Consider the following 24,632-nt stretch of genomic DNA (forward strand, 5'->3'; position numbering starts at 1 on the left):
CGTGGGGAGTGGGGGAACGGGCGGGTATTGTAAGATGTGGGGTGGGAAAGCCCACGCGGGCCGGCCCGTCGCGGCACGGCATTTTCACGCACCCGCACCGGTTCTTCTCTCGCCCCGTCCCAACCCGAGGTTCCCATGCCCCGCCACGCCGGACTCGCCGCCCTTGTCGCCATCGCCCTTTCCGGGCCGTCCGCCGCCACCGCCCAGGAGCCGGCGAGCTACCAGCGGCTGCGGGCCGCGCTGCACGAACTCCGCGACGCCCGCGGCACGCTGACCGACGTCGCCGACGAGGCCCCCAACCCGCTGAAGGACCGCGCTCTGGCGTCGACCCAGGAGGCGATCAACTCCATCAAGGGGATCCTGGCCGTCAAGGACGTGAAGAACTTCCGCGGGGTGGAGCGGACCCCGGACTACTACAAGCGGTACCCGGACCACCCCCGGCTGCGGGCCGCGCTGGCCGACCTGCGCGAGGCCCGCGACGAGCTGCGCGCGGCCAAGGCGGACTTCGGCGGCCTGAAGGACAAGGCGCTCGACGACATCGACGTGGCCGTCGGCGACATCATCTCGCTGATCCGCTCCCACGCCAGGCCCCGGCCGTGACCACCCCGCCCCGGGCGGCCCACTCGAGCCCCGGGGCGCACCACGCCCCGGAGCCGGTCCGTACGCCGGGAACGCGTTCATCGAACTCTCGGATGCCACCGCCGAGATCAGCCGCAACGCCGCAAGTAACCGGGGGCGGCCCGATCCGCCTCGGGACCGGCCCCCGGGGCGGCGCCCGGCGACCCGTGGACTTCACAAGGTCCCGATCGCACCTCGCGCCGCCCTTTCCCCATTTCGTTACTGATTTTCCCCACAACAGTCATTTCTGAGGTTAGGGTAGACTCGATGCTCTCTCCCTCCGCGGTGCAACAACCGCGGATCAGGACCCGTTGAAACCGTGACAATGGGTCGTCGACTGCTTCCGCCCCTCTCCCCCTCTCCCGGAAGTAGCCGAGGCCCGTAGGTGGCAGCCCCTCGTGGTTGGGGCCCACCATCGGTACGGGTCCGATCAGGACGTCTTTCATTCGACGTGGCGGGCAGCCACTACGGCTCATCGCCACAAGGGTTCCGACAGGAGAGGGGTTGCATGAAACGGAAGACTGCGGAGAGATTTGGGTTCACTTTGATCGAATTGCTCGTGGTGATTGCCATTATTGCAATCCTCATCGGCCTGCTTCTGCCGGCCGTCCAGAAAGTCCGTGAGTCCGCTGCACTGATGAAGTGTCAGAACAACTTGAAGCAAATGGGGCTGGCCCTCCATGGTTACCATGACGCCTCTCAAAAGTTCCCCACGATTTTTGGCCCTCTTGGTGCGACCGGAAACACCAATACCGTGTTCTTTTGGCTTCTCCCATACCTCGAACAGAGCGCCCTTTACAACCAAGCTCGCACGACCACTGGGGATTTCGATAGCCGGTTAGTAGCATTCAACCCGATCAATGTGTACGCCTGTCCGAGTGATTACACCTACAATGGTGGAGTCGCAGTGTACAATCCGGCCGGCGCGGTGGCGACGGTACCGAACTCCGGTACTCCGGCCAAGCCCTGGGCGGTGATGAGTTATGGAGCGAACGGACCGGCCTTCAGTAAATACACCGTCGAAGCAAACCCTTCGTTACTGGCGACGACGACGCCGGGGATTCGGGATCAGCTGAGGAGGTCGGACGGAGGGTTTGCCTCTAACGACCAGCTGATGATCGTTCCAGGCGATACTCGCCGAATGGATACCGACTTCGGGGATGGCACCTCGAACACGATTGCCTTCACCGAGAAGTTGGCGAATTGTATGATCCCCCAGTGGGACTACTACTTCGCCGCCTCAAACGCCTGGGGCTATTTTGGTGGCGCGAGTGGCATTCGGTTCACCGACTCACAAAATTTGTTTCCGTCGGTTCAGTCCGGCTGGGGCTCGATGGGGCCGCTCAACGGCGCACCCTCCCCGAACAGGAACGTCGGCGACTGGCGGACGAATGCCACTTGCAACGGAAGAAAATCCTCGGGCCCCCATTCGGGTGGGCTGGCAGTTTCTTTGATGGACGGAAGCGTCCGGTTTGTCAGCTATTCGATTACTTCATCGACGTGGTGGAACGCGAGTACCCCTGAGAATTCCACCGTGCTGGGGACCGACTGGTGAAATCCCTTCGAACCATAATTCTGAGCCTCCTCCTCGTTGTGGCAATTGGCTGCCATCAGCCAGAGCCTTCCATTTCTGGCAAGATCACTTACCAGGGCAAGGTTCCGGCGCTCGGTCAGGTGACATTTGTTGATGAGCAGGGCAATGGATTGAACACGATCTTGGCAGAAGATGGAACGTACTTGATCCGGCCGGCCCGTGTCGGGACAATGCGTGTCATGATTACCTCAATGTCGAACCTTCCGGCCAAGTATCGCGATCCGAAGACTACCGACCTCACGGTCGAAATCAAACCGGGGGAAAATGCGTACTCAATTGATATCCCCTGAGTTCAATCGTTGCCGTGTTGAAAAGTAACGACCAGGCCGGTCCATTCGCGGAGGGCGTTCCCACGCGAATGGATCGGTTCGCGTAGTCGTGTTGTCCATCCTCTGCCACGAGTGAATCTTCCTCATGGCCGACTTGTGTCACTCCAGGGGACGCCAAGAATAGTTGACGGCAGCGTCCGGCGCGTCGGTTACGCCATCGGTTCGACGACGTGGTGAAACGCGAGCACGCCACAGAACGGCGTGAGCAGAGGAACGGGCTGGTGAAAACCGTCCAGCTCGTTCTTCGCACCTTTCTGATACTGGTCATACCTGCGTCCGCGACGAGCCCACGATCTCGGGAAAAATCACGTACCAGGGGAAACCGATCACCCTCGGGAAAGTGACGTTCGTGGGCGAAGATGGGAACGCGGTCGATACGACCCTTGCCGAGGATGGGAGTTACTTCATCTCTCCTACCCGGGCCGGAAAGATGCGGGTTGTTGTTACCGCGGTGTCCGGTAGTCCAGCGAAGTATGCCCGACCGGATAGGACAGATTTATTCACGGACATCCAACCCGGTCCGAACACGTTCTCGATCGACCTGCGCTGAGATGGAATCGGGGTCAGACTTGCACCGCGACCCTACCCGAGCGGCGGCCCGCACGGGCCGCCGCGAGAATCCTTTCCCCGCCGGCCCCCATCTTACCGGGAAAGGGCGTGTCCCTGCGGACACGCAACGGCCTTCGCGGTATCGTGGACGGTGCCCGTCCGAACCCGCCGCGAGGGCCGCATGTTCGATCCGCCGCCCGAGAAACTGACGCCCGAGTTGGTGTTCCACGAGTACGCGCCGCGCATCTACAACATCGCCCGCCGGATGCTCGGCAACGACGCGGACGCCGAGGACGTGACACAAGACGTGCTCCTCCAAGTGGTTCGGAAATTGGACACGTTCCGCGGCGACAGCCAGATCGCGACGTGGCTGCACCGCGTCACGGTGAACGCGGCCCTCGCGCACCGACAGAAGCGGGCGAACCGCCAAAAGCACGAGGCCGGCGAGACCGACGACGAATTGCTGGGCTCGGGCGACCCGGTCACGCCCGGCCGGAAGTGGGACGTGGGCCCGGAGGAGACCGCCCTGGCCACCGAGCAGGCGGCGGTGATTGAAGCGGCGATCGCGCAACTGCCCGAGCCGTTCCGCGACGTGTACCTCCTGGCCGACGTGGAGGGCCTGCCGAACTCCGAGATCGGCGACATGCTCGGCCTGTCGCTGGCGGCCGTGAAGAGCCGATTGCACCGCGGCCGGCTCCGGATGCGCGACCTCCTGGCACCGCACTTCGAGGGGAAGGTGACGCCGTGACCTGCGAAGAACTCTACCAGTTACTGCACGACTACGTCGGCGGCGCGCTCGTCGTCGAGAGCCGGACCACGGTCGAGGTCCACATCAACGGGTGCGACCACTGCGGGGTGTTGGTCCACTCGTACTCGCACACGGTGCGGGTGGCCCGAGCGCTGCCGAAGTGCGGACTCCCGCCGGCGTTCGAGGCCCGCCTCCGGGCGGTGATCGAACCGGAACTCAAGGGCGACAAGCCGGCGGGGTGAGCGGCTTGCCAGGTGGATTCCCAGGGCACTCGGGCATCAGGTTGTCCTCGTCGGCTGGCAGATTATCCCACGGGCGGCCCCCTTCTACGCCCCGCCGGCGAGCAACTCCCGTCCCGGTGTCCGGTTACGAATGAGGGACCGGACCCGGGTCGGCGGTCCGAGCCGCACAACCGGCACGGGCGGTCCGTATTGACCCAGTTTTCCCACCTTCTTAGAGTGAACTTCTTGACCCGGCGCGGCCGGAGGTGCTTCTGCGCCCCGGGTTATCGGCAGGAGGACGGAATCATGGCGACCGCGACCCAGGTGGCGAAGACGAACATGGAGTCCGGGTTCTTCGAGAAGCTCGGCGACTCGTTCAACTCCTTCGTCGAGGGGTGCGTCGGCCTGCTCTCGCGGGCGATGGGCGGGTCGGCCGACGAGCGGACGGCCAAGTCCCTCGGGTTCTACCGGCCCAAGGGGGCGCAGGTTCACACCGTCACGCCCGGGTCCGTGCTGCACAAGATCAACGCCCTCGAAGACAAGATGAAGGCGCTCTCGGACGACGAGTTGAAGGCCCAGACCGTCAAGTTCCGCGAGCGGCTCAACAATGGCGAGACGCTCGACAAATTGCTCCCCGAGGCGTTCGCCGCGTGCCGCGAGGCCGGCCGCCGCACCAAGGGGATGCGGCACTACGACACGCAGATGGTCGGCGGGGCCATCCTGCACGGGTACGGGAGCGGCCTCGGCGCGATCGCCGAGATGGTCACCGGAGAGGGCAAGACGCTCGTCGCCACCCTCCCGGCGTACCTCAACGCGATCACCGGGAAGGGGGTCCACGTCGTCACCGTCAACGACTACCTGGCCCGCCGCGACTGCGAGTGGATGCTCCCCATCTACAACGCGCTGGGCGTGTCGGCCGCGTTCATCCAGTCGGACATCGACCCGGAGCGCCGCCGGGCCGCCTACGAGTGCGACATCACCTACGGCACCAGCAGCGAGTTCGGGTTCGACTACCTCCGCGACAACATGAAGACCGCGCGGTTCGACGACGAGGGGTTCCACCCGTACTACCGGCAGGTCCAGCGGAGCCACCACTACGCCATCATCGACGAGGTGGACAACATCCTCATCGACGAGGCCCGGACCCCGCTCATCATCAGCGGCCCGGCGTTCTCGGACGCCAAGCGGTTCGCCGAGGCCGACAAGGTCGCCCGGGCGCTCACCGAGATGGAGCGCAAGGCCCGCAAGGACCTGGTCGCGCAGGGGACGCGGGTGAAGGCCACCGGCACCGAGGGCGACGGCCTCACGACCCTCGGGCCGATCGACCCGGCCCGCGTGGACCCGGCCGACCCGCCCCCCAAGGGCGTGTACTTCGAGATCAAGGAGAAGGAGCGGACCTGCCACCTCACGGACGCGGGGGTCCGCGAGGCCGAGAAGCTCGCCGGCGTCGAGAGCTTCTACACGGCCGGGAACATGGAGTGGCCGCACCTCATCGACAACTCGCTGAAGGCGCACCACCTGTACCACCGCGACCGCGACTACATGATCGACCGCGACGCGCGCGAGAACAACGAGCTCAGCATCGTCATCATCGACAGCCACACCGGCCGCGCCATGTACGGCCGCCAGTGGTCCGACGGGCTGCACCAAGCGGTCGAGGCCAAGCACATTAAGGACGGGGTGCAGATCAAGCAGGAAACGCAGACGATGGCCACGGTCACGCTGCAGAACTTCTTCAAGCTGTACCAGAAGCTCGGCGGCATGACCGGGACCGCGAAGACCGAAGAGGCCGAGTTCTGGAAGATCTACAAGCTCGACGTGGTCCGCGTCCCGACCAACAAGCCGATGCTCCGCATCGAGCACCGGGACCTCGTGTACCGGACCGACAAGGAGAAGTGGGACGCGGTGCTCAACGAGGTCGAGGAGACCCACAAGAGCGGCCGGCCGGTGCTCATCGGCACCAAGGACGTCGACAAGAGCGAGAAGCTCTCGGGGATGCTCAAGCGCCGCGGGATCAAGCACGAGCTGCTCAACGCCAAGCCGGAGAACGTCGGCCGCGAGGCCGAGATCGTCGCCCAGGCTGGCCGGATCTCGGCGGTCACCATCAGCACGAACATGGCCGGCCGCGGCACCGACATCATCCTCGGCGGCAACCCCGAGACCCTCGCGTGGGCGCGGCTCAAGCAGCTCAAGGACGCCGACGGCCGCCCGCTGTACCCGACGCGGCTCGAGGTGCCCAACGACGTGTGGACCAAGACGGTCAGTGAGATCGAGACCAAGGAGAAGATGCGGGAGGAGGGGCGGCGGGTCGCCGAGATGGGCGGGCTCCACATCGTCGGCACCGAGCGGCACGACAGCCGCCGCATCGACAACCAGCTCCGCGGCCGGGCCGGCCGCCAGGGCGACCCCGGCTCGTCGCGGTTCTACCTGTCGCTGCAGGACGACCTGATGCGAATGTTCGCCGGCGAGTGGGTGAGCGGCGTCCTCACGCGGCTGGGCATGCAGGAGGGCGAGGCCATCGAGTCGGGCATGGTCACCCGCCGCATCGAGAAGGCCCAGAAGAAGGTCGAGGAGTGGCACTTCGAGAGCCGCAAGAGCCTGCTCGAGGAGGACGAGGTGATGGACCACCAGCGGAAGCGGATCTACCGCGCCCGCCAGGACGTCCTGGACGGGAAGAACCCGCGGGCCGAGATCCTCGGGATGATCAAGGGCCAGGTCGCCAAGGTCGCCGACCAGTTCCTCGACACCGACTACGGCCCGGCCAGCTTCGCCGAGTTCGCCGGGAACCGCCTCGGGATGCCGTTCGACGCCCGCGACTTCCGCGGCGGGTACGACGACGCCAGCAAGGGGGCCGTCGAGAAGGCCGTCAACGAGGTGCCGACCAAGATCCAGGAGCTCGTCGAGGCCAGCCTGAACCCGGACGAGGACCCGAAGGACTGGTCGTGGAGCGAGCTGTGCCGGGCGGTGAACGCCAAGTACGGGTTCAAGTTCACCGAGAAGGAACTCAAGAAGATCGACCCGGACAAGATCACCGAGTACCTGGTCGCCCGGGGCGTCGCGGCGATGAAGGCCGTGGACCTGGCCGAGGGCGCGCGGTACCTCACCCCCACCTACGGGGCCGAGGCGCTCGCCGACTGGATGCGGCAGAAGTTCGGCGTGAAGCTCACGGTCGAGGAGATCGCGAGCCGGTCCGGCGCGGCCCTCCACGACTTCCTCTACCAGAGGATCCGGCTCGCGTACCGCGAGAAGGACGTCGAGTTCCCGGTCCGCGTGGCGATGCAGAACTTCATGGCCGACAAGGCCGTGCAGGGCGGGGGCCAGCGGTACGACCGCGACGGGCTCTACAAGTGGGCGGCCCAGCGGCTCGGGACCGTGCTGGCGCTGAAGACCGCCGGGCCGGACGCGCTGGCCGGCGAGTCCGGGTTTTTCGCGGCCGCGTTCGAGGCCGTCGAGGCCGAGGGGTTCACCGAGGAGTTCGTCCGCACCGAGCCGCGGAGCAAGCTCCGCGAGAAGCTCCTGGAGATCGCCCCCAAGGCGGTACCGACCGCCGACCTCGACGAGGTCGCCGCGAAGGTGACCGAGGTGTTCAGCGGCGCGAAGGTGGCCGAGGCCGAGGACGCAAAGGAGCTGACCGAGTGGGCGCGGACCGAACTCGGGCTGACCCTCGACCCGGCGAAGGTCACCGGGATGACCGCCGAGGCGGCCCGCGACACGCTCCTGAACGCCTACGACAAGAAGTACCGGCCCGAGATGCACTCGACGGAGCGGTCGCTGCTGCTGGAGCAACTCGACAGCGCGTGGAAGTCGCACCTGCTGGTGATGGACAACCTGAAGTCCGGCGCGCGGCTCGCCGGCTACGCGCAGGAGGACTACAAGATCGTCTTCAAGCGCGAGGGCATGAAGGAGTTCGACGCGATGTGGGCGGGCATCCGCGACCGCATCACCGAGTCGGTGTTCCGCATGGAGGAGATGGGCGACGAGGAGGCCCAGGCCGCGCTGTGGGCCGGGGCACGCGAGTCGCACGCCGCGGCGCTGTCGGCGGTCCAGGCCCGGCAGGCCCAGGAGAGCGCCGCCCAGATGCAGACGAACGCCGCCAGCGGCGAACCGAAGAAGGTCGAGCCGATCCGCAACGTCGGTGCCCGCGTCGGCCGCAACGACCCGTGCCACTGCGGCAGCGGGAAGAAGTACAAGAACTGCCACATGAAGATGGAGGCCGGCAAGAAGTGACGTGACCCGGCGGACCGCAAGGGAGTGGAACAGCCCCACCCGCTCCCTTGTGGCCGCGCCCCGCCACCGGCCCGCAAACTGAGCCACCGTAGCCGGTTGGCGAGGCCGGGACGCCCAACGCTCCGAAATCAGGACAGGCGGAAGAAAGTATCCGGCGCACTCCGTGTGCCGGATACTTTCTTCCGCCCGCTCGAACCCCCACCCTGCCCTACTCCATCCACAGCATTCCCAGCACGTCCGGCGCGAGGCCGACGACCCACGGGCCGCCGTCGTCGCGGAGGTAGAACCGGCTGTCGCCGCCGAACAGCGCCGCGAACCACTCCTCAAGGCGCGAATACGGCACGTCGGCCGCGTCCGCCTCGCTGACCGGAGTGAGCCAGTCGAGGCACCCGCCGATCTCGCCTCCGGCATCGATGCTCGCCGCGATGATCCCGTCAACCGCCTCCAGCGCTTCGGCCCGGTCAATGCGGCGGAACGGCTCCGCTTCCAGGGCGTAGGTACCCATGCTCTCGGGGTGGTGGCACACCAGCCACTCGCCGAGGAACACGCGGATCACGTCGCGGTCGCGGGCCGGGTCGTGCGGATCGCGGTCGTACTCGCGAACCACCTCTTCCTCGGGGCCGGCGGCGTACACAAGGAGGTCGCCGAGGGTCGTGGCCTTGAACCACCCGACGGACGCGTACTCGGCGAACGCCAGCCGGTTGATCCGCCGCGTGAGTGCGAGCCGCTCTTGCGTTGCGTCTGCCATCGCCCGGCATACTCCCTATCTGAATCAACGCACGGTCACCGCACGAGTTTTCGTTGGGGGAGCGCTCATGGTACACCGCTTCGCGTGCTTCGGCGTTCTGGCAGTCGCACTCGTAGCGGGCTGCCATGCGTCCGGCCCGCGGCCCCGCGACGTCGGCCCGAAGGTCGGCGACGAGGCGAGGGACTTCGGGCTGGCCGACCTCGGCGGGGAGCAGGTGAAGCTCTCGGCACTCGCCGAGAAGGGACCGGTGGTGCTGGTCGTCCTCCGCGGCAACCCCGGCTACCAGTGCCCGGTCTGCACCGCGCAGTTCGCCGAGTTCCGCCGCAAGGCGGGCGCGTTCGCGAGGGCCGGTGCACAGGTCTGTTTCGTGTACCCGGGGCCGGCCGACGGGTTGAAGGAGCAGGCCGCCGCGTTCGTGCGGGGCGAGGACTACCCGGCGCACTTCCGCGTCCTGCTCGACCCGGACTACGCGTTCACGACCGCCTACGGGCTCCGCTGGGACGCGGGCGGCGAGACGGCGTACCCCGCAACGTTCGTGGTCGACGGCACCCGGAAGGTCGCGTTCGCGAAGGTGAGCACCGGTCACGGCGACCGAGCGAGCGCGGCCGAGGTGCTCGCGGCGCTCCCCGGGAAGTGACAAGGGACGCGGCCCGTCACCAGTTCCGCTTGCCCGTGCTGGGGCCGTCGGACTTGGGCTTGCCGTCGCCCTTGACCCTCTTGAACAGGTACGCGACGAGGCCGATCACGCCCCCGACCACGCCGCCGATCAGCCCCTGCATCATCACCTGGTCCCAGTCGATGCCGGCGAACAACATCGGCTACTCCTCTCACGATCACGGGCCGGGCCCGCGGTCCGGACTTGTCCCCGCAGCGTAGCCCGCCGGCGCGTGCCGGTGTTGCCCTTTTTTCCCGGTGGGGCCGATTTTATACTCGCCACAGCGCGAGGACTCTCGCCGCACAGGCAGGATGCCGGCCGCGGAAGGATTCACATGGCGACCGCTCAGACCAGCCCCAACGACCTGACCCGCCAGCAGCTCGACGAACTCGACGCGCTCCTCCAGCGCATGCTGTCCCTGCCGATCTCGCCGCCGACGGAGCCGCACGCGCCGACGCCCCCGCCCAACTTCCCGACGCCGGCCCCGGCCCCCGTGCCGAACCTGACGGTGTACGCGCCGCCACTGCCGCAGTCGTTCCCGGCCGCGTCGCCCGCACCCGCCGCGCCGGCCCCGGTCCCCGCACAGCTGTTCCGCCGCCCCGAGCCGCCACCACCGGCCCCCACGCCGATCGTGCAGCCCCCGCGGTTGCTCGTTGAACCGACGCGCCCGGCTCCGGCTCCTGAACCGCCGCCCGCACCCGTGGCGGCCCCGCGGTTGCTCGTCGAGACGCCGCCCGTACCAGCACCAACGCCGGTCGCGAAGGTCGCTCCCCCGGAGCCGCCGCCCGCACCGGTGGTTCCGCCCCCGCAGCCGAAGCGCGAGCCCGTTGCGCCGCCGCAACCCGTTGTTGCGAAGGCGGCCACAGCCCCGGCCGCGTCTCCGAAGCCCGTGCCCCTTCCTCTGCCGATGCCCGCGTCGAGCGCCCGCGTACTCGCGCCGAAGTCGGCACCGGCACCCGCCCCAGCACCTGCTCCCGAAGAGCCGGCCACCGGACCGCGAGACGCGGACGTCCCGGCGGTTTTGTGGCCGCTCGTGGTGTTCAACGGCTTCGTGAACTGGGGGCTCGGCCTGCTCGGGTTCCCCGGCCGGGTGCTGCGGTCCGGGTTCGTGAAGTCGCTGTTCGGCCTCGCGGGGCTCGGGCTGCTGGCCTACACGGCGGCAAAGGTCGCCCAGATTCACGGGTGGATCGAGCTTCCCCAGGAGCTTCCTTGGCCCCGGTGAGCGTGCGGCAATATAATGCCCGTCTCCCCGAATCGATCGGGAAGTGGTTTCTGTCACGACCGCGTCCGCTCTCCGGGTGGCCCGCACCAATGGCTTTGGCTTCCCCAAAAACGACCACCGAGCCCCTCGAACTGCCGCTACCCCCGGTCAAACTCGACCCGCTGGCCGCCCTCTTCAGCTACCTGGTGCCCGGCCTGGGCCAGATCTACCAGGGCCGCGTCGGCAAGGGGCTGCTGTTCTTCGCCGGGCTCTACACGCTGTTCTTTTACGGCATGTGGATGGGCCAGTGGCGGAACGTCTGGCTCCCCGACACGCACGACCTGCCCGACGTGGTCGTCCTCAACCAGCGGCTCGAGGGCGTCCCCAAGGCGGTCTCGTACCGCCCGCAATTCGTCGCGCAGTTCTTCATCGGCACCGCCGCGTGGCCGGCCGTGTACCAGTACATCAAGTTCGACCGCACCAAGGACGAGGGGCCGCCGCCTTTCAAGAAGTTCCAGCGGTCGCCGACCGAGGAGCAACTGAACGAGTTGCAGCGGAACGCCTCGAAGCGGTGGGACCTGGGCTGGGTGTACACCGTGATCGCCGGCGTGCTGAACCTGCTCGTGATCTACGACGCGCTCGCCGGGCCGATGTTCCGCGACCCGCCGAAGTGGCTGGAGGAACAGGCCGCGGGCAAGCCTCTGGATCCGGAGAGCCCGAAGCCGCTGGTGGCCGCGAGTCCGCCGCCCGAACCCGTGGCCCCGGTCGTCGCCACCAGTCCGCCGGACGGCCCGCCTCAAGGGGGTGCGACGTGATTCCCGCCCTGTTCGCCGTCAGCATCTACTGGGACCTGCCGGTCCTGCTGGTGATCGTCAGTTTCGTCTACGCCGCGACCCGGCACGACCGCTGGGACCGCATCCTCTCCGAGGCGTTCGGCTGGGGCGTCCGCATCGCGATGTTCCTGGTCGGCATCGGTCTGACCCTGTACCTGCTCTCGACGTACCTGTAACGGTAGCAGGCACGCTCCGTGTGCCGTTCGCGTGGTTAGCGGAACGGCACACGGAGCGTGCCTGATGCGTTGTTGGCTCACCGGTGCCGGCTCAGGACTTGTACTTCTTCGTGCTGCGGAGCTTGTGCTTGCGGGCCTTGCGGCGCTTCTTCGAGGCGTTCCGCTGGCTCTTCGGTGCGTGCTGAATGCCCATAACTCATCTCCCGAGTGTGGTTGCTTCGGTATCGGAATGGGGATTGTAGCGGTCGGCCCGCCGCGCGACGAGCCGACTCTCGCCCCCACTTCTCGCAACTCGGCTCCAAAGCCCGTTCGTGTCGTACAATTCCCCTTTCGCATTCCACGCGGGGTGATGGGATGGCTGGGGATCGAGCCACTGCTGTGTCCGTCGGCTTTCTGGGGGCGGGGCAGATGGCCACCGCCCTCGCGGGCGGCTGGACGAGCGCCGGGCTGCTCGACGTGGCCCGTTCAGTGGCCTCCGACCCGTACGTTGCGGCCCGCGACAAGTTCCAGGCCGCCACCGGCGTGAGGGCGACCGCGTCGAACCGCGAGGTCGCGGCCGCGTGTGACGTTCTCGTGCTGGCGGTGAAGCCGCAGATGATGCCGGCGCTCCTCGCCGAGGTCCGCGACGCGGTCCCCGCGGGCCGGCTCGTGATCTCGATAGCGGCCGGCGTCACGCTCAAGGCGCTCGCCGACGGCCTCGGGGCCGGCGTGCCGGTCGTGCGGGTGATGCCGAACACGCCGTGCCTCGTCGGCGCGAGCGCCTCGGGCTACACCCCGGGGCCGAACGCGACCGCGGCGCACGTCGAACTCGTGGCCGCGCTGTTCGGGGCGGTCGGCAAGGCGGTCCGCGTCTCCGAGCCGCAGCTCGACGCGGTCACCGGCCTGAGCGGCAGCGGTCCGGCGTTCGTGTACGTGTTCATCGAGGCGCTCGCCGACGGCGGCGTGCGCATGGGCCTGCCCCGCGACGTGGCGCAGGCACTCGCGGCGCAAACGGTCCTCGGGGCCGCGCAGATGGTCCTGCAAACCGGCCTGCACCCGGGGGCACTGAAGGACGCGGTCGCCAGCCCGGGCGGCACGACCATCGCCGGGTTGCACGCACTCGAACGGGCCGGCTTCCGCGCCGCCGCGATGGACGCCGTCGAAGCCGCCACGAAGCGCTCACAGGATCTAGGGAAGTAAAGCATGATTAACCACAGAGCCACAGAGGGCACAGAGAGAAGCCGAACACCGAGTGAACAATGAATTCCGCTGTTGCTCCGTGCTCCTTCCCTCCGTCCTATCTGTGACTCTGTGGTTAGTTCTTTGGCGCGACAACCATGACACAAGAACAGGTACTGATCCTCGACTTCGGCTCGCAATTCGGGCAGTTGATCGCCCGGCGCGTTCGCGAGCAGAACGTCTTCTGCCAGATCGTCCGGCACGACCTGTCGGCCGAGCGGATCAAGGCGCTGAACCCCAAGGGGATCATCCTCTCGGGCGGGCCGGCGAGCGTGTACGAGCCGGGCGCGCCGCACTGCGACCCGAAGATCTTCGACCTCGGCATCCCGGTCCTCGGCATCTGCTACGGGATGCAACTGGCGTGTCAGGCGCTGGGCGGGAAGGTCGGCGGCGGGAGCCACACCCGCGAGTACGGCCGGGCCACGCTCACCGTCACCGACGCGAACTCGCTGTTCCGCGCGTACCCGCCCGAGTCGACCGTGTGGATGAGCCACGGGGACCAGGTGCAGGACGCGGCCGGCGAGTTCGTCGCTCTCGCCTCGACCGACACGTGCCCGAACGCGGCCGTGAAGCACCGCACCCGGCCGATCTTCGGGCTCCAGTTCCACCCCGAAGTGGCGCACACGCCGCACGGCGGGCAGGTGCTCGCGAACTTCCTCCGCGACGTGTGCGGCTGCACCGGCCAGTGGAAGATGCAGGCGTTCATCGACGACACGGTCGCGGGCATCCGCGCGACGGTCGGCAAGAACCGGGTGATCTGCGGGCTGTCCGGCGGGGTCGATTCGAGCGTGTGCGCCGCCCTGCTCCTCAAGGCCATCGGCCCGCAGGTCGCGTGCATCTACGTCGACAACGGCCTGATGCGCGAGGGCGAGACCGAGGTGGTGCGGCACACGTTCCGCGACTGGTTCAAGGCCGACCTGCACGTGGTCGACGCGAAGGACCGGTTCCTCTCGGAACTCGCCGGTGTCACCGACCCGCAGGCGAAGCGGAAGGTCATCGGCAAGGTGTTCATCGACGTGTTCAAGCACGAGGCGAAGAGCATCGCCGACGCGAAGTTCCTCGCCCAGGGGACGCTTTACCCCGACGTGATCGAGAGCGGCGGGTCGCTGGACGGCCCGGCGGCGACGATCAAGCTGCACCACAACGTGGGCGGGCTGCCGGCGGAACTCGGGTTCGACCTCGTCGAGCCGCTCCGCGACCTGTTCAAGGACGAGGTGCGCCGCATCGGGCTCGACCTCGGGCTGCCCGAGAAGGTGGTGGGGCGGCACCCGTTCCCCGGGCCGGGGCTGGCGGTGCGGTGCCTGGGCGAGGTGACCGAGGCGAAGCTCGCGACGCTCCGCCGGGCCGACACGATCTTCCTCGAAGAGCTTCACAAGTCGGACTGGTACAAGAAGACGTCGCAGGCGTTCGCCGTGCTGCTCCCGGTGCAGTCGGTGGGCGTGATGGGCGACGGCCGCACCTACGAGAACGCGATCTGCCTGCGGTGCGTGCAGACCGACGACTTCATGACCGCCGACTGGTCCCGGCTCCCCGAAGACCTCCTCGCCCGCGTCGCCACCGCCATCATCAACAAGGTGAAGGGCATCAACCGCGTCGTGTACGACATCTCCAGCAAGCCCCCCGCGACCATCGAGTGGGAGTGACTCGAATGTGGAGTGCGGAGTGCGATCTCCTTTAGCTGCGCCGCGGAGCGGGTGCCCCATGCGTGCCGCGATCTGTGCCCGCGAGGACTACGAGACGCAGGGGCGGCTCCTTGAGGCGCTCGCACGGGCCGGCGCGTACCCCGAGGACGAGTTCGAGCTGGAGGTGCCGCTGCCGATGGGGTTCCTGCGGTTCCGGGTCGGGGCGGAGTTGTTCGACGTGTTTTCCGACGCCTGGGCGGTCGAACTGCACGGATCGGACGAACTCGTGAAACATCTGCTGGCGGTTATGGCCGAAGCATCGTAATAATCAAGTGGCCGCGTCCGACCTCAGTGTCGCCCCAAGGAGCCACTTCATGTCCATGCCTTCTCCCGCACCCGTCGAGTCCCCGTCGTCCACGATGCCCACGATGGCGGTCCTGTTCGGGACCACGCTGGTCGCGCTCGGGCTGTTCGCCTACATGGCCCCCGAGCTGATCGGCTCGGGGAAAGAGGTGATGAACAATGGGCAGGTCGTCGTGGACGCCAACGAGCAGGTCGTCCGCGAGGCCCCGGCCCCGCACTCGCCGACCAGCCTGGCCCCGGCGGCCATCGGCGCGGTGATCCTCCTGGTGGGGATCGTCTCGATCGCCGCCCCGAACGCCCGCAAGCACGCGATGCACCTCGGCGCGATGGCCGGGCTCCTCGGCACGCTCGGCGGTCTGGTCCCGGTGATGCTCCGGCACAACGACATCGCCGAGGCCGCGGTGCGCGTCGGGTGGATGATGACGCTGGCCTCGCTGTTCTTCCTGGCGCTGTGCATCAACTCGTTCGTCCAGGCCCGCGTCGCCAAGAACGCGCCCGTGGCGTGAGTGCGGCCGGCCCACCGGTCGCGACCGGTGGGCCGGCGGGTTCACTTCCCCATCGCGTCGAGCCACTTCGAGATCGTCACCGCGTAGTACGTCCCGCCCACGTTCGACGGGCCGCCCGGCACGGTGCCGTAGCCGCCGTCGGCGTTGCGGTGCGCCGCGAGGAACGTGCGCACCGCGGCGGCGTCCTTCGGCTTCACGTTCAGCAGCATGTACGCCCGCATGACCCGGTACGTCGTCTCGACGTCCGACGCCTTCTCGCCCTCCTTGTTCCACCCGCCGTCGGGGAGCTGGCCGCGGTCGAGCACGGCGGCTAGCGCCGCGGGCTTCGAGTCGTTCCCCTTCTGGAGCCCGAGCCGGAGCATGAACGCGGTGTACGAGCCCACGAACCGCGCGCCGCCGTTGTTCGGGGCCGGGAGCTTCGGGTTCACGTCCCCGGCGGCGAGCGCCTGCCAGTCGGCGAGGTCGAACGGGCAGTCCTTCACGCCCCACGCCTCGACCGCGGCCGCGCCGATCCGCACGTCCTCGAACGTCTTCGCGTTCGCCTTCAGGAACTCCAGCGCCTTGGGGTACTTGTCGTGCGGGATGCCGAGTTCGGCGGCCGCCATCACGCCGACGCTGGTGAGCGTCACGTCCGGCTTGCCGCCGGGCTCCGCGAACCCGCCCGTGGCCGGGTCGTAGCACTTCAGCACGAACGCCGCGTGCCGCTCGGCGTTCGGCACCTCGGCCCCGGAATACTTGAGCGCCCGCACCGCGGCGCTCGTCGCCCGCAGGCTCGGCTTGCGAACCGCGTCGCTCTTCGGGTCGTGCGGCGCGACGTGGAACCCGCCGACCGGGTCTTCGAGTCCGTACACCCACTTCACCGTCGCGAGCTTCGCCTTGACCGCGTCGTCGACTTGCTGGGTCTGTGCGAGCGCAACGGACGGCACGAACGCCAACAGCAACGCAACTGACAATCGCATGTCGCACTCCCTTGTTGCAGGCGCGCCGTGGTCAGGAAGCCTTCGGCCGGAACGCCTTCACGACGGCGTCGTTGGTGGTGAGGTACGGCCCGCCGATCAGGTCGACGCAGTACGGGATCGCGGGGAGCACCGCGAGCAGGCACTCGCGGATCGCCGCCGGCTTGCCGGGGAGGTTCACGATCAGCGACGAGCCGCGGACGCCGGCCGTCTGCCGCGAGAGGATCGCGGTCGGCACCGACTTCAGCGACACGCTCCGCATCAGTTCGCCGAACCCCGGGAGCACCTTCTCGCACACCGCGACGGTCGCCTCTGGCGTGACGTCGCGCTTCGCCGGGCCGGTGCCGCCGGTGGTCACCACCAGACAGCACCCTTCGTCGTCGCACAGCGCCTTCAGCGTCGCCTCGATCTGGTCCTGCTCGTCGGGGATGATGAGCGCGTGCGGCTGCCAGTCGCAGCTCAGAGCCTCGCGGAGGAACTCGACAATGGCGGGGCCGCCCTTGTCCGCGTACTCGCCGCGGCTGGCCCGGTCGGAGATGGTGAGGATGCCGATTCTCATAAGGAGTCGGGTGCCTGGAAACGGGAGTCCGGGGAAGACACAAACCGCAAGTGCCTCGCTGCCACGGGCCGATTATACTGCCCCACAGCGATACCGCTGCCGTCTTTCTGGCTCCCGAATCCCGACCCCGGCCCCCCGATGCGCACCTGGTCCTTCTCCTCCGCGGGCACGCTGTTCTTCGGCCGGCACGCCGTGCGGCACCACCTCGCTGATGCGTGCGATCGCTTGAAGGCGAAGCGGGCGTTCATCGTCACCGACGCGATTCTGGTTCGGGCCGGGCTGCTCGCGCAGACGACGGAGCCGCTCGCGGCCGCGGGGGTGGCGTTCGAGGCGTTCGACAGCGTCACGCCCGAGCCGGGCGTCGAGCTGGTCCGCGAGTGCGTGGCGGCGGCGCGGGCGTGCAAGCCGGACGTCGTGATCGGCCTCGGCGGCGGCAGCAACATCGACACGGCCAAGCTGGTCGCGATGATCCTCGCGCACGGCGGCGACCCGCTCGACTACCCCGGCGACTGCCGCGTCCCCGGCCCGGTCGTTCCGCTCATCTGCATCCCGACGACGGCCGGCACCGGCTCGGAGGTGTCGCCGGCGGCGGTGTTCACCGACACCGCGAACCACATCAAGGTGTCGTGCCTCAGCCCGTTCCTGCGGCCGAACTTCGCGATCGTCGACCCGCTGTTCACCGTGACGTGCCCCCCGAAGGTGACCGCCGACTCGGGCATCGACGCGCTGACGCACGCCATCGAAGCGTTCTGCGCCGTGGACAACGACGCCTTCCCGCTGCCGAGCGGCGAGAGGAGCGTGTACCAGGGCAGGAACCCGATGGCCGACATGATGGCCGCGGAAGCGATCCGGCTCGTCGGGCGGTTCCTGCGGCGGGCGGTGAAGGACGGCAGCGACCTGGAAGCCCGCGACGGCATGGCGCTGGCCGCGACGCTCGGCGGGCTGGCGTTCTCGAACGCGGGCGTGGCGCTGGTCCACGCGATGGAGTACCCCGTGGGCGGAGCGGTCCACGTCTCGCACGGGGCCGGCAACGGGCTGCTGCTGCCGTTCGTGATGCGGTTCAACGTGCCCAAGCGCATCGACCAAACCGCACAGATCGGCGTGTTCCTCGGCAAGATCCAGGGGAACGGCCTGGCCGAACTGGCTGATGGCGCGATCCGCGAGGTCGAGCAACTCCGCGAGGACATCGGCATCCCGACGCGGCTCCGCGACCTGGGCGTGACGGAAGAAATGCTGCCGGGGTTCGCGGCGAAGGCGTTCGCGATCAAGCGGTTGATGCGGGTGAACCCGAGAATGCCGCAGAACGAGGGCGAGATCCTCGACATCTACAAGGCCGCGTGGTGACCACGACAAAAAGAGATCGATTCACAGAGGACACAGATTTCAAGACAGATATCAGAAGTCAGAGGGCAGAGCGGCGCACCGCGGTTCGGAATCTCATCTCGAACTTCTCTGCTGGGTTTGCTGTCTGAAAATCTGTGTCCTCTGTGGATCAACACTCCTCGTCTTTCAATCTGCGTCCATCTGCGTAATCTGCGGATCAACACTCTTCGTCTTCACGCCTTTTGCTCGGCGGGTTCGTCGTCGAACGCGCCCTCGTCGGCGGTGATGATCTGCACGCCCTGCGCCGTGAGGGCCAGCGTGTGCTCAACGTGGACGCTCGGCATCCGGTCGCGGGTCACGACGGTCCAGTTGTCGCCGAGCGTGTCCACCTCCGCGCGGCGCATGTTCACCATCGGCTCGATCGCCAGCGTCAGACCGGGTTCGAGGCGAAAGTCGGTCTTGCGCGTCTCGCGGTCCACGTAGTTCGGCACCTGCGGGTTCTCGTGCATCGTGCGGCCGATGCCGTGGCCGACGTAGGCGGTGACGACACTGAACCCGGCCGACTCGACGTGCCGCTGCATCGCACTGGCGACCTCGCTCCACCACCGCCGCTTCGGGAGCAGGTCGATGGCGATTTGCAGCGTCTCCTGGCCGACGCGGAGCAGCCGGGCCTTCTCGGGCGACACGGTGCCAATGGGAAGGGTGATCGCCCGGTCGGCGCACCAGCCGTCGAGCCGGCACGCGGTGTCGACCTTCAGCAGGTCCCCCTCCTTCAGCACCCGCTGCCCGGGGACGCCGTGGACGACCTGCTCGTTGACGCTCAGGCAGGTGACGGCCGGGAACGGCGTCTTGCCGGGGTACCCCTTGAACAGCGGCACCGCGTTGTGCTTCGTGTAGAACGCCTCGACGGCCTGGTCGATCTCGATGGTCTTGACGCCGGGCCTGGCCATGTCGCGGCAGATGCGGAGGGCGCGGGCGACGAGCTTGCCCGACTCGCGCATCATGAGGAGTTCGCGGGCCGACTTCAGTTCGGGAGGGCGGTTGTTGTTCGCTCGGAGCATCGGTAACTTCGCGGAGTGGGACTCGGATTGCGGAATTATACGAACGTGAAGGTGCAGTGAGGGGAGCGAAGTCGGCCGAGGGCGATCCCGGTGGATTTTGGCGAACCCTGAGTGCCAGCGAGGGGGTGGCGTCTACCCCCTCGCTGGCGCTCAGGGTTCGCCCGATCCCACTCGCGGTGCGCGCCGCCCTACGCCGCGCGACAGCTGATGGCCGCGATGACGCCCTCGAACACCGCGTCGGCCGCCGCGGTCGCGTCGACGTCGCGCACGAGCTTCTGCTTGCGGTAGTGGGCCAGGAGCCCGCCGGTGTTTTCGTGGTACACCGCGAGCCGGCGGCGGACCGTGTCCTCGCGGTCGTCGTCGCGGGTGACCAGGGGTCCGCCGCACCGGTCGCACCGGTCCGCGACCTGAGGGGGCCGGAACGCCAGGTGGAAGCACGCACCGCACGCCGGGTTCGGGCAGCACCGCCGCCCGCTGATGCGCCGCACGACCTCGTCGTCGGGCACCACGAGGTTCACGACCGCGTCGAGGGACAGGTACTGCTGCTTGAGGAGCGCGTCGAACGCGACCGCCTGCGAGTACGTCCGCGGGTAGCCGTCGGTGACGAAGCACGCCGGCCTCCCCGGGCCGCGGAACAACTCGGCGACGGCCTCGTTCACGAGTGGGTCCGGCGCGTACCGGCCCTGCTTGAGTAGCGGCTCGATGAGGCGGCCGGCGTCGGTGCCGCGGGCGATGGCGTCGCGGAGCATGACCCCGGTGCCGATGTACGCGAGCCCGAACGCGGCGACGAGCCGCTCGGCCTGGGTGCCCTTCCCGCTGCCCGGCGGGCCGACCAACACGATTCGCATGAGCGCCCCACGAGTGCGGCCACCCGGTCCGTCACAGGCGGGTATTCTCCGGGGACCGGAACGGTTTCACAAGGGCAGCAGCCTCGCAGGTGTCGTCCGCGACCGTTCGGCGCTGAGCCGCCTGGAACGCACCAACCCACCTGGACGCGAGCGCGAGCCCCATGGCACCCGTCAGTGCGCCGAGGCCCAGGAATAGCAGGCTCGCGAACGTTGGGGTTCCGGTCGCCAGCCTCCCGGTGGCGATGAGGGCCACGGCCACCAACGACAGCGCGGCGGTCAGGAGGGACAGCCCAACCAGGAGCCACCGAGCCCACGCGCGACCGGACCAGACCGACGTGAACAGCCACGCCGTGAAGAGGAACCGCGACACGTCCGACCCTTTGAACCGGCCCCGTTCTAGCTTCACCGCGGTGATGACCAACTCGGTCACGGCGGTCGCCGCAATCACGGCCACGACCATCCACATGCCCCGGCGCGCCCTCTGATCCATTTCCCGCCCCACACGCACAAAGTTTCGACTGACGGACCGCCGCCCAACGTCATCGGATCGGGACGGGACTCGCGTGACCACCGAGCGGCATTCCGCGGCGGCGATCGGCCGGCCGACCTCATCTAATTGATACCACCGCCCGAGGTGCCCCGCCGGGTCGTTCTGGAGCCGACGATGCGCGTGTTCGTCTACGAGTCCCTGACCGCGACCGGCGCCGGCCGCGACCCGGCGTCGCCCGGGCACGGCATGTTCCGCGAGGGCCGCGCCATGCGCGACGCCGTGGTCGCCGACCTCGGCCGCGTGCCGGGCGTCGAGGTGTGGTTCCTCCCCGATGCGGCACCGACCGAGCCGCGGCAGTTCGCGGACGCGGTCGGTGCGTCGGACTGGTCGCTCGTGATCGCCCCCGAGTGCGGCGGCGAACTCCTGCGGCTCGCGCGGCGCGTGGTGGAGCACGGCGGCCGCTTGCTCGGCCCGTCGCTCTCCGCGATCCAACTCTGCTCGGACAAGCTCGCGCTCGCGGCCCACTGGCGCGACCGCGGCGTGCGGACGCCCGCGACCACCGACCGCGAGCCGACGCGGTGCGAGCCGTTCCCCGTGGTGTGGAAGCCCCGCGACGGGGCCGGTTCGACCTCCACGTTCCGGCTCGACTCGCACTTCGCCCTCGCCAGCGCAAAAGCGAAGCTCGCGGCGGAAGCGTACGCCGGCCCGATGATTCTTCAAGAGTTCGTGCCGGGGCGGGCGGCGAGCGTCGCGTTCCTGTGCGGCCCCGCGGGGACCGTGCAGCTCCTCCCGGCGTTCCAACTCCTCTCGGCCGACGACCGGTTCCGGTACCTCGGCGGCGAGGTGCCGGTCCCCGCCGATCTGGCGGAACGCGCGACGCGCCTCGCTCAGCGGGCGGTGAGTTGCGTGCCGGGGTTGCTGGGGTACGTCGGCGTCGATCTGGTGCTCGGCGACGCGGCCGACGGCTCGCGCGACTTCGCCATCGAGATCAACCCCCGGCTCACGACGTCGTACGTGGGGCTGCGGGAACTGGCGGACTTCAACCTGGGAGAAGCACTGCTGGCGGCCGCCGCGGGGGAGGTGCGGGGACCGCTGCGGTGGAAGCCGGGGCGGGTTCGGTTCGGCCCCGACGGGAGCGTGGCGACTGCGTAGCGAACGTCAGGACGTGTGGAAGGTGGCGACGACGACGGTGACGTTGTCGCGGCCGCCGTTCTCGTTGGCCTCGGCGACGAGCCGCTCGCACACCTTGTGCGGCTCGCGCTCCTCGCGGATGACCGCGGCGATCCGCTCGTCGGGGACCATCTCGGTGAGGCCGTCGGAGCACATGATGAGCAGGTCGTCGGGTTCGAGGGCGAGGCGGTGCATCTCGACGCGGACCCCGGGCTCCGCGCCGCCGAGGACGTTCGTGACGACGTGCCGGGACGGGTGGTGCGTCGCCTCGGTGGCGGACAGCTTGCCGTCGCGGACCATCTCGGCCACGAGGGTGTGGTCGTGGGTGAGTTGCTGGAGCCGGTCCTTCGAGAACAGGTACGCGCGGCTGTCGCCGGCGTGCGCGACGAACAGTTGCCACTCGACGGCGAGGGCCATCGTAAGGGTGGTCCCCATGCCGAGCAACTCGGGGTGCCGGGCGGCCTCCTCGAAGATCTTGGCGTCGGCCTGGAACACGGCCGACTGGAACTCCTGCATCACGACGTGCTCTTCGGTCGCCTGCAGGTTGGTGAACCGGTTGAGGGTGTTGAGGAGGAACCCCTCGATGGTCATGACGGTGAGGGCGCTGGCGACCTCGCCGGCCCGGTGCCCGCCCATGCCGTCGGCGACGATGAAGATGTGCCCCCGGTGGTGGCTGTACTGGGCCTTGGCCTGGTGGATGTTGGTCCCGTGGACGTACATGGTCCGGGCCAACTCCATGATGACGAAGTGGTCCTCGTTCGACGCGCGGACCCGCCCGGGGTCGGAGTCACCGTGGCTGCGAACGACGAACGGCTGGGGCGGGTTGGCGGGCGGCATTGGGCTGTACCGGGGAAGTTCCGGTTCGGTGTCGGTCATGCTCATGGGTCGCCGCCACTCGGGTGGTTCGGACGTCGGGCGCTCCGGCCGGGGCCGGCGGGGCGGTAATTTTACGGACACGGGCGCGAACTGGTGCCAACCGGGTGCCGCCCGGACCCGCGGCCCCTACACTCACTCAAACGCGAGCGCGCCGTCGAGTCTACCGCGAAATGTGCAGGCTGCGGTTGAATCGCAGCCGGGACCAACTAGAATTCCCCCTGTCGCGGTGGTATCACCGGCAACGCACCCATAGCTCAACTGGATAGAGCATCGGTCTACGGAACCGAAGGTTAGAGGTTCGACTCCTCTTGGGTGTACTAGAAACACAAGGGTTTGCGAAGAAGTGAGGGCTGAAGGGCACTAGAAAGGCACCAGAAATACCACCGGTTTGTACCTCGGGCACTAGAAGGGATTGTACCTCTCTGGTGCCCGGTTCGTTGGTACCTGTACCTTCAGCCCCCCTTCGGCCGCAGTACGTCCGCCATTTTCTTGAGAAGTTCCGCCCCGTCGAACGCCCGCTTCGCTTCCAGGTAGTGCTTCCGGGCGGTCTGGGCCGAAACGCCGATGGCCGCCGCCGTCTGGTCCACGTTCTGGGTCGCCAGCGTCATCAGCGTGATTGCCCGCTTCCGGAGACCGTGAGAGCGGAGCTTACCCCCCTGCTCGGCGTACTCCCGGAAGATGTTCTGCATCCCGTGGTACATGAGCTTCGGCTCGAACTGCTCCCGGAACTTGCTCCTGGTCCCGGGCCGCCACTTCTTCGAGTCCTCCAGGTACCGTTCCCAGAGGTACGTTTCGCCCTTCACCTCGTTCAGCTTGGCGGACAGGTCGGCCGGGAGCGGGATCGTGCGTTCCCTGTGGGTCTTGTCCTGGTCCGGGCGGATCGTCAGCGTGTGGGCGGTCGGGTCAAGCTGGTCGCTCTTGATCTGGCAGAGGTCGTTCAACCGACACCCAGACAGGGCCTTCACCTCCACGAAGAGCCGGGGCAGGTTCCACTCGGGGTACCGGGCGTCGAGCCACTTGAAGAAGTTGTCCACGTCGTCCTCGGTGGGTACGACTGGCTGCATGTCCGGGACGGTCGGCCGGTCGATCAGTTCCCACGGGTTCGAAGAGACGTACTTCGGGGTCAGCTTCTCCCACAAGCCGCTGAGCCTGCGGAGCGAGTTCTCGACGGTCTTCGGGGACCGCTTGTACCCCTTGGCGTCGTCCTTCGTGGAGCGTTTGAACGGCGTAGTGGAGTACAGCTTCTTGAACTGCTTGGCGGTCTCCAGCGTCACGTCGCCCGGCCCCGTGCTGCCCGGAATCGTCGCCCGGAAGACGTTCAAGATGCTGACGTACACCTCCCACGCCCGGGGCCGAAGGTGCTCGTGCTCCTCCAGGTCTTTCATCGCCGCTTCCCACGTCGCCGTCTTCGGGTCCGGGGGCAGCGTGGGCGAGTACCACTTCACCACCGCCTTCGCCACCTCCGTGTGAATGTCGGCGGGAACGTCCTTCCACGGCTGCCACCCCTTCGGAACCTCCACGCCGGTGCTGTGCTGGACGTACTTCTCGTCCTCCGTGGGGTGCTTGAACACCGCCGTGAAGTGCCCTTTGTTCGCCTTGAAGTTGTACCCGACGATCTTCCCGCCCTGAATCGTGAACTGGTACTTGGCCTTGCGTCCCACGGGATGCCCTCGCGTTTTAAACCATCGGTCGGGACACCAGAATTCTTACCAACATTCTGCCCGTGGTCAATTTCAATTCC

The 24,632-nt window shown here is 68.0% G+C and carries 25 protein-coding genes and 1 tRNA gene; 17 read left to right on the plus strand and 9 right to left on the minus strand.

The genetic code is table 11. The features are described 5' to 3' along the window. Positions 1–135: 135 nt before the first annotated feature. From ACTIGN_RS19275 to secA, 6 genes are all read left to right on the plus strand, one after another. Entirely contained in the window at positions 136–600 is a 465-nt protein-coding gene (locus tag ACTIGN_RS19275; RefSeq protein ID WP_439626777.1) for a hypothetical protein, read from the plus strand. A 526-nt stretch (positions 601–1,126) separates the two neighbouring features. Further along, entirely contained in the window at positions 1,127–2,173 is a 1,047-nt protein-coding gene (locus ACTIGN_RS19280) for a DUF1559 family PulG-like putative transporter (RefSeq protein ID WP_439626779.1), read from the plus strand. Beyond that, complete coding sequence (locus tag ACTIGN_RS19285) at positions 2,170–2,502, plus strand: hypothetical protein (protein WP_439626781.1); 333 nt, start codon at positions 2,170–2,172, stop codon at positions 2,500–2,502. Before ACTIGN_RS19280 ends, ACTIGN_RS19285 begins: the two co-directional genes overlap by 4 nt. Positions 2,503–3,271: 769 nt before the next feature. Then, complete coding sequence (locus ACTIGN_RS19290) at positions 3,272–3,838, plus strand: RNA polymerase sigma factor (RefSeq protein ID WP_439626783.1); 567 nt, start codon at positions 3,272–3,274, stop codon at positions 3,836–3,838. Beyond that, entirely contained in the window at positions 3,835–4,080 is a 246-nt protein-coding gene (locus tag ACTIGN_RS19295; RefSeq protein ID WP_439626785.1) for an anti-sigma factor family protein, read from the plus strand. The genes ACTIGN_RS19290 and ACTIGN_RS19295 overlap by 4 nt, the downstream gene beginning before the upstream one ends. Positions 4,081–4,365: 285 nt before the next feature. Beyond that, positions 4,366–8,286: a preprotein translocase subunit SecA gene (secA, locus tag ACTIGN_RS19300; protein WP_439626787.1), complete on the plus strand. Its 3,921-nt coding sequence runs from the start codon at positions 4,366–4,368 to the stop codon at positions 8,284–8,286. Positions 8,287–8,494: 208 nt separating this feature from the next. Here the strand turns inward: secA and ACTIGN_RS19305 are convergent, their stop codons facing one another. Then, entirely contained in the window at positions 8,495–9,034 is a 540-nt protein-coding gene (locus tag ACTIGN_RS19305) for a hypothetical protein (protein WP_439626789.1), read from the minus strand. A gap of 67 nt (positions 9,035–9,101) precedes the next feature. Between ACTIGN_RS19305 and ACTIGN_RS19310 the strand changes: the two genes are divergently transcribed. Beyond that, a complete protein-coding gene (locus tag ACTIGN_RS19310; RefSeq protein WP_439626791.1) occupies positions 9,102–9,671 on the plus strand; it encodes a peroxiredoxin family protein in 570 nt (189 codons plus the stop codon). Positions 9,672–9,687: 16 nt separating this feature from the next. Here the strand turns inward: ACTIGN_RS19310 and ACTIGN_RS19315 are convergent, their stop codons facing one another. Next, positions 9,688–9,849, minus strand: a complete 162-nt coding sequence (locus tag ACTIGN_RS19315) for a hypothetical protein (protein WP_439626793.1) — start codon at positions 9,847–9,849, stop codon at positions 9,688–9,690. Positions 9,850–10,023: 174 nt separating this feature from the next. On the opposite strand from ACTIGN_RS19315, the gene ACTIGN_RS19320 reads away from it, so the two are divergent. The 7 genes from ACTIGN_RS19320 (at position 10,024) to ACTIGN_RS19350 (ending at position 15,608) form a co-directional block, all read left to right on the plus strand. Then, entirely contained in the window at positions 10,024–10,911 is an 888-nt protein-coding gene (locus ACTIGN_RS19320; RefSeq protein ID WP_439626795.1) for a hypothetical protein, read from the plus strand. 89 nt (positions 10,912–11,000) lie between these two features. After that, positions 11,001–11,705 carry a DUF6677 family protein gene (locus tag ACTIGN_RS19325; protein ID WP_439626797.1) on the plus strand — a complete coding sequence of 235 codons (705 nt, stop codon included), beginning with the start codon at positions 11,001–11,003 and terminating at the stop codon, positions 11,703–11,705. Then, complete coding sequence (locus tag ACTIGN_RS19330; protein WP_144945016.1) at positions 11,702–11,899, plus strand: hypothetical protein; 198 nt, start codon at positions 11,702–11,704, stop codon at positions 11,897–11,899. The genes ACTIGN_RS19325 and ACTIGN_RS19330 overlap by 4 nt, the downstream gene beginning before the upstream one ends. A gap of 354 nt (positions 11,900–12,253) precedes the next feature. Then, positions 12,254–13,078 carry a pyrroline-5-carboxylate reductase gene (gene proC, locus ACTIGN_RS19335; RefSeq protein WP_439626799.1) on the plus strand — a complete coding sequence of 275 codons (825 nt, stop codon included), beginning with the start codon at positions 12,254–12,256 and terminating at the stop codon, positions 13,076–13,078. Between the two features lie 137 nt (positions 13,079–13,215). After that, positions 13,216–14,760: a glutamine-hydrolyzing GMP synthase gene (guaA, locus tag ACTIGN_RS19340; protein WP_439626801.1), complete on the plus strand. Its 1,545-nt coding sequence runs from the start codon at positions 13,216–13,218 to the stop codon at positions 14,758–14,760. 58 nt (positions 14,761–14,818) lie between these two features. Continuing rightward, positions 14,819–15,064, plus strand: a complete 246-nt coding sequence (locus ACTIGN_RS19345) for a hypothetical protein (RefSeq protein WP_439626803.1) — start codon at positions 14,819–14,821, stop codon at positions 15,062–15,064. 49 nt (positions 15,065–15,113) lie between these two features. Continuing rightward, the gene (locus ACTIGN_RS19350; RefSeq protein WP_439626805.1) at positions 15,114–15,608 is read left to right on the plus strand and encodes a hypothetical protein; all 495 of its coding nucleotides are present in this window, start codon (positions 15,114–15,116) and stop codon (positions 15,606–15,608) included. 41 nt (positions 15,609–15,649) lie between these two features. Here ACTIGN_RS19350 and ACTIGN_RS19355 read toward each other — a convergent pair whose 3' ends face one another. Then, positions 15,650–16,567 carry a prenyltransferase/squalene oxidase repeat-containing protein gene (locus ACTIGN_RS19355; protein WP_439626807.1) on the minus strand — a complete coding sequence of 306 codons (918 nt, stop codon included), beginning with the start codon at positions 16,565–16,567 and terminating at the stop codon, positions 15,650–15,652. Between the two features lie 31 nt (positions 16,568–16,598). Beyond that, positions 16,599–17,123 (minus strand): molybdopterin adenylyltransferase, encoded by a 525-nt coding sequence (gene mog / locus ACTIGN_RS19360; RefSeq protein ID WP_439626809.1) that lies wholly within the window; start codon positions 17,121–17,123, stop codon positions 16,599–16,601. Between the two features lie 138 nt (positions 17,124–17,261). Between mog and ACTIGN_RS19365 the strand changes: the two genes are divergently transcribed. Beyond that, positions 17,262–18,467 carry an iron-containing alcohol dehydrogenase gene (locus tag ACTIGN_RS19365; protein ID WP_439626811.1) on the plus strand — a complete coding sequence of 402 codons (1,206 nt, stop codon included), beginning with the start codon at positions 17,262–17,264 and terminating at the stop codon, positions 18,465–18,467. Positions 18,468–18,679: 212 nt separating this feature from the next. On the opposite strand, the gene map is transcribed toward ACTIGN_RS19365, so the two are convergent. From map to ACTIGN_RS19380, 3 genes are all read right to left on the minus strand, one after another. Then, positions 18,680–19,507, minus strand: coding sequence for a type I methionyl aminopeptidase (map, locus tag ACTIGN_RS19370; protein WP_439626813.1), 828 nt, complete (start codon positions 19,505–19,507; stop codon positions 18,680–18,682). A 188-nt stretch (positions 19,508–19,695) separates the two neighbouring features. Next, complete coding sequence (locus ACTIGN_RS19375) at positions 19,696–20,355, minus strand: adenylate kinase family protein (RefSeq protein ID WP_439626815.1); 660 nt, start codon at positions 20,353–20,355, stop codon at positions 19,696–19,698. A 31-nt stretch (positions 20,356–20,386) separates the two neighbouring features. Beyond that, positions 20,387–20,815 (minus strand): hypothetical protein, encoded by a 429-nt coding sequence (locus tag ACTIGN_RS19380; RefSeq protein ID WP_439626817.1) that lies wholly within the window; start codon positions 20,813–20,815, stop codon positions 20,387–20,389. Positions 20,816–21,019: 204 nt separating this feature from the next. On the opposite strand from ACTIGN_RS19380, the gene ACTIGN_RS19385 reads away from it, so the two are divergent. Further along, positions 21,020–21,997, plus strand: a complete 978-nt coding sequence (locus tag ACTIGN_RS19385) for an ATP-grasp domain-containing protein (protein WP_439626819.1) — start codon at positions 21,020–21,022, stop codon at positions 21,995–21,997. Between the two features lie 6 nt (positions 21,998–22,003). On the opposite strand, the gene ACTIGN_RS19390 is transcribed toward ACTIGN_RS19385, so the two are convergent. Next, on the minus strand, positions 22,004–22,891 hold the full coding sequence (locus ACTIGN_RS19390; RefSeq protein WP_439626821.1) for a Stp1/IreP family PP2C-type Ser/Thr phosphatase: 888 nt from the start codon (positions 22,889–22,891) through the stop codon (positions 22,004–22,006). A 243-nt stretch (positions 22,892–23,134) separates the two neighbouring features. On the opposite strand from ACTIGN_RS19390, the gene ACTIGN_RS19395 reads away from it, so the two are divergent. Then, a tRNA-Arg gene (locus ACTIGN_RS19395) sits at positions 23,135–23,208 on the plus strand. A gap of 135 nt (positions 23,209–23,343) precedes the next feature. Here ACTIGN_RS19395 and ACTIGN_RS19400 read toward each other — a convergent pair. Beyond that, positions 23,344–24,552, minus strand: a complete 1,209-nt coding sequence (locus ACTIGN_RS19400) for a tyrosine-type recombinase/integrase (protein ID WP_439626823.1) — start codon at positions 24,550–24,552, stop codon at positions 23,344–23,346. Between the last annotated feature and the right edge of the window lie 80 nt (positions 24,553–24,632).

This window comes from Gemmata sp., assembly GCF_051859125.1.
Lineage (GTDB): Bacteria > Planctomycetota > Planctomycetia > Gemmatales > Gemmataceae > Gemmata.

Excerpts from the sequence above, each read along its gene's own strand:
- ACTIGN_RS19390 (WP_439626821.1), bottom strand. The coding sequence starts at position 22,891 with ATGACCGACACCGAACCGGAACTTCCCCGGTACAGCCCAATGCCGCCC.
- proC (WP_439626799.1), top strand. The coding sequence starts at position 12,254 with ATGGCTGGGGATCGAGCCACTGCTGTGTCCGTCGGCTTTCTGGGGGCG.
- ACTIGN_RS19375 (WP_439626815.1), bottom strand. The coding sequence starts at position 20,355 with ATGCGAATCGTGTTGGTCGGCCCGCCGGGCAGCGGGAAGGGCACCCAG.
- guaA (WP_439626801.1), top strand. The coding sequence starts at position 13,216 with ATGACACAAGAACAGGTACTGATCCTCGACTTCGGCTCGCAATTCGGG.
- ACTIGN_RS19385 (WP_439626819.1), top strand. The coding sequence starts at position 21,020 with ATGCGCGTGTTCGTCTACGAGTCCCTGACCGCGACCGGCGCCGGCCGC.
- ACTIGN_RS19365 (WP_439626811.1), top strand. The coding sequence starts at position 17,262 with ATGCGCACCTGGTCCTTCTCCTCCGCGGGCACGCTGTTCTTCGGCCGG.
- ACTIGN_RS19355 (WP_439626807.1), bottom strand. The coding sequence starts at position 16,567 with ATGCGATTGTCAGTTGCGTTGCTGTTGGCGTTCGTGCCGTCCGTTGCG.
- ACTIGN_RS19345 (WP_439626803.1), top strand. The coding sequence starts at position 14,819 with ATGCGTGCCGCGATCTGTGCCCGCGAGGACTACGAGACGCAGGGGCGG.
- ACTIGN_RS19315 (WP_439626793.1), bottom strand. The coding sequence starts at position 9,849 with ATGTTGTTCGCCGGCATCGACTGGGACCAGGTGATGATGCAGGGGCTG.
- ACTIGN_RS19325 (WP_439626797.1), top strand. The coding sequence starts at position 11,001 with ATGGCTTTGGCTTCCCCAAAAACGACCACCGAGCCCCTCGAACTGCCG.
- ACTIGN_RS19350 (WP_439626805.1), top strand. The coding sequence starts at position 15,114 with ATGTCCATGCCTTCTCCCGCACCCGTCGAGTCCCCGTCGTCCACGATG.
- map (WP_439626813.1), bottom strand. The coding sequence starts at position 19,507 with ATGCTCCGAGCGAACAACAACCGCCCTCCCGAACTGAAGTCGGCCCGC.
- ACTIGN_RS19290 (WP_439626783.1), top strand. The coding sequence starts at position 3,272 with ATGTTCGATCCGCCGCCCGAGAAACTGACGCCCGAGTTGGTGTTCCAC.
- ACTIGN_RS19305 (WP_439626789.1), bottom strand. The coding sequence starts at position 9,034 with ATGGCAGACGCAACGCAAGAGCGGCTCGCACTCACGCGGCGGATCAAC.
- ACTIGN_RS19310 (WP_439626791.1), top strand. The coding sequence starts at position 9,102 with ATGGTACACCGCTTCGCGTGCTTCGGCGTTCTGGCAGTCGCACTCGTA.
- ACTIGN_RS19280 (WP_439626779.1), top strand. The coding sequence starts at position 1,127 with ATGAAACGGAAGACTGCGGAGAGATTTGGGTTCACTTTGATCGAATTG.
- ACTIGN_RS19275 (WP_439626777.1), top strand. The coding sequence starts at position 136 with ATGCCCCGCCACGCCGGACTCGCCGCCCTTGTCGCCATCGCCCTTTCC.
- ACTIGN_RS19380 (WP_439626817.1), bottom strand. The coding sequence starts at position 20,815 with ATGGTCGTGGCCGTGATTGCGGCGACCGCCGTGACCGAGTTGGTCATC.
- secA (WP_439626787.1), top strand. The coding sequence starts at position 4,366 with ATGGCGACCGCGACCCAGGTGGCGAAGACGAACATGGAGTCCGGGTTC.
- ACTIGN_RS19320 (WP_439626795.1), top strand. The coding sequence starts at position 10,024 with ATGGCGACCGCTCAGACCAGCCCCAACGACCTGACCCGCCAGCAGCTC.
- mog (WP_439626809.1), bottom strand. The coding sequence starts at position 17,123 with ATGAGAATCGGCATCCTCACCATCTCCGACCGGGCCAGCCGCGGCGAG.